This is a genomic window from uncultured Maritalea sp., assembly GCF_937139385.1.
Taxonomy (GTDB): Bacteria; Pseudomonadota; Alphaproteobacteria; order Rhizobiales; family Devosiaceae; genus Maritalea; species Maritalea porphyrae_A.
In genome coordinates this window covers 1-3,206 of the sequence record NZ_CAKZPW010000400.1, presented here as the reverse complement: position 1 = coordinate 3,206, position 3,206 = coordinate 1, and the positions used below count along the sequence as shown (strand labels likewise).

3 protein-coding genes are annotated in these 3,206 nt (G+C 51.1%); all 3 read right to left on the bottom strand.

From position 1 onward, the window contains the following. A partial coding sequence (locus Q0231_RS15855) for a Gfo/Idh/MocA family oxidoreductase (RefSeq protein ID WP_299349092.1) occupies positions 1-770 on the bottom strand: 770 nt, incomplete at its 3' end. 8 nt (positions 771-778) lie between these two features. Then, a complete protein-coding gene (locus Q0231_RS15850; protein ID WP_269392705.1) occupies positions 779-1,837 on the bottom strand; it encodes a sugar phosphate isomerase/epimerase in 1,059 nt (352 codons plus the stop codon). Then, positions 1,837-3,206, bottom strand: a 1,370-nt coding sequence (locus Q0231_RS15845; protein ID WP_299349089.1) for a family 43 glycosylhydrolase, incomplete at its 5' end; no start/stop codon positions are given. The genes Q0231_RS15845 and Q0231_RS15850, both read right to left, overlap by 1 nt.

Genomic DNA, 3,206 nt, shown 5'->3' with positions numbered 1-3,206 from the left:
GGGCAAACTTGGCTGGCCCAAAGATACCCTTTGGCCCCGTTTTGATAACGCAACATCATATGCGCGTCGTCATCCACCAATCTTCCAGCAACAAAACTGGTCAAGTCTGCAGCCAACTCCTTTAGCGGTTCACCGCAAATAAAATCCGTTAGTTGAAACGCGTGGGTGCCAATGTCTGCGATCGCTCCGCCCAGTCCGGAACGTTTTGGGTCAGCCCGCCAATCGGCTTGTTTGTTTTCGCCTGCGCTAATCGATGCACTCAACCAGTCTTGCACATACTCCACATGCACTTTGCGCAGGTTGCCGATTTTGCCGGAGCGCACCATCTCGCGCGCTTGGCGCACCATGGGGTAACCTGAATAGTTGTGGGTGAGTATAAACTCAGCGCTGGAGTCTTTGGCAATTTCGCCAAGCGCAATCGCATCCTCCAACGTTGAGGTGAGGGGTTTATCGCAAATCACGTGAATACCCGCCTCCAAAAAGGCTTTGGCAACTGGATAATGCATATGGTTGGGTGTCACCACAGAAACCGCTTGAATGCCATCTTTGCGTGCGGCTTCAGCCTTTGCCATCTCTTCAAAAGACGCATAGGAACGTACCGGATCTATGCCAAGTTCCGCACCAGACGCTGCTGCACGTTCAGCGTTTGAAGAAAGGGCACCTGCCACCAACTCAAACTGATCATCAAGCCGCGCCGCCATGCGGTGCACGGCACCGATAAAAGCGCCTTGTCCGCCGCCAACCATGCCCAGTTTTATGCGTTTATGCATATCGTATCCTACTCTATGCCCATCATTTTGCGCAAAGCCGCGCGATCAACTCCGCTATCCGCAAAATCGTCAAAAGCGCGTTCTGTGCGCCGGATCATATGGTGTTCGATAAAAGGAGCGCCTTCGCGCGCGCCGTCCTCCGGGTGCTTTAAACAGCATTCCCATTCCAGCACAGCCCAACCTTCATATCCATAAGTGGCAAGTTTTGAGAATATGGCGGAAAAATCAACCTGCCCATCGCCAAGGGAGCGAAAACGTCCCGCTCGGTTGAGCCAGGGCTGATACCCAGAATAAACCCCTTGGCGTCCGTCAGGGTTGAACTCTGCGTCTTTTACATGAAAGGCGGATATGCGTTCATGATAGATGTCGATAAAGGCAAGATAGTCCATTTGCTGCAACAAAAAGTGCGACGGATCATAATTGATCATGCACCGTTTGTGACCATTCACCGCGTCCAAAAACATCTCAAAAGTAGCGCCATCAAAAACGTCTTCACCCGGGTGGATTTCATAGGCAATGTCGACGCCATTTTCTTCATAAACGTCTAAAATCGGCGTCCACCGTCGCGCCAATTCAGCAAATGCTTCTTCCACCAAACCGTCCGGGCGCTGGGGCCAAGGGTAAATATAGGGGAAGGCAAGGGACCCGGTAAAAGACACTGAAACATCAAGGCCAAAATTGCGTGAAGCCTTTGCGGCTTTTACCATTTCGCCTGTTGCCCATTCTTGGCGCGCCTTGGAGTTGCCGCGCACCGCGTCAGGAACAAACCCGTCAAACTGCGCATCATATGCGGGGTGCACAGCCACCATTTGTCCAAGCATATGAGTGGACAATTCAGTTATTTCCACCCCGTTTTCACTACAAATACCTGCAATTTCATCGCAATAGGTTTTAGATGTCGCCGCCTTGTCAAGATCGAATAGCCGGTCATCTCCCGCGGGCATTTGCACACCCTTATAGCCCAATTCACCTGCCCACTTCGTGATTGTGGAAAGGGAATTAAAAGGGGCTTCATCGCTCATGAATTGCGCAAGAAAAATGCCCGGACCCTTCATATTATTCGCCATCATTTTTCTCCAATTGTTATTGCCGCACATAGCGGGTCATAGATAAAACTCTTGAAATCGGCCGTTGCGGCGCGACCGGATGTGTCAAATGCGGCCATGCCCACAAAATTGCCGGTAAACGAAGCATGTTCACCGCGTCCGCCTTCATCCGAAAGCTCGGAAGCGTCAAGTTCTGGCCCAACCTTCGTCCAATTGTTGGCCTTACTCCGCCAGAAAAACTGCAGCTTGTCGAAATCAATGGAAAGGCCAAGTTCAATCTCTTTGTCGTCGCCCAATGCAATGTTTTCCCTCAAAGGAAAGCTTAGCCGACATTCTGGCCAGTCGCCATCGCAGCTCAAAATGGTGAGAATGCGCCCAACATCAGGGTCGTGGCTGATGCATAAATAGTGAAACTTGTGCCGATTGTAGTAGGCAACAAGGCCTGCGCTTTGTTGGTAGTCCGTGGCATCAAAACTGACAATCGTTGTGGCGTGCAACGCAAAATGTTCTTGCCGTCGTGCCACCAACGATTGTTCAAACCAACTGCCGATGCTTTCGCGACCAATGAGGCGCAATGCGTCGCCGGTTAGGGTGAAGATGCGGTCTGGTTCTGGCGTTCGAAGCCATTGGAAATCGAGCGGCAACTCATCTGTAAATGTGTAAGTGATGGCTTTGTTTTTGTCAGCGCCTTGCACATAAAAAGGTGCCTGTTCATCTACTTCAGGCAACATTGTTCCATTCGCCAAATACGGCCAACCATCGTCACGCCACTCACATTTGGCTATACCGGTTTCTCGCCCCAATGGACATCTGTTCTGAGGTGCCGGGCCGTTTAACGCCAACGGGCGGCCACACAAAAAAGTGTGATATGTTTCCCCGGTTGGTGTGTCGATAATTTGCCCGTGGCCAACGCGCTGAAGCGCCGACGAAGGACTGCTCGCCGCTGTCATTAGATGCTTTTTGGGGTGCAACTCGTATGGTCCGTTGATCGATTTCGAACGCGCCATCGTCACCGCATGTTGATAGCCGGTGCCACCTTCAGCAACGGTTAGATAATAGTAGTCGTTTCGTTTAAAAAGATGCGGTGCTTCGGTCAATCCAAGATCGCTCCCCGAAAAGATACTTTTGATGTCGCCAACCAACTTGCCGGCGCGCTCATCAAACTCTTGGCACACGATACCATCAAATGCTGGGTTGGCTTTATGTGCCCATGGCGCTTCTGATCGGTGGTTCCACTTCATGTTGACGAACCACTTTTTCCCATCATCATCATGAAAAAGGGAAGGGTCAAATCCAGATGAATTGGCATAGACGGGGTCGGACCATGGACCCTCAATTGCCGGCGCGGTTACGATATAATTATGTGCATCTTTAAAATCGCCATCATAGC

What these genes read in the sequence shown, in the direction of transcription:
- Q0231_RS15850 (WP_269392705.1), bottom strand. Translation starts at nt 1,837, where the DNA reads ATGGCGAATAATATGAAGGGTCCGGGCATTTTTCTTGCGCAATTCATG.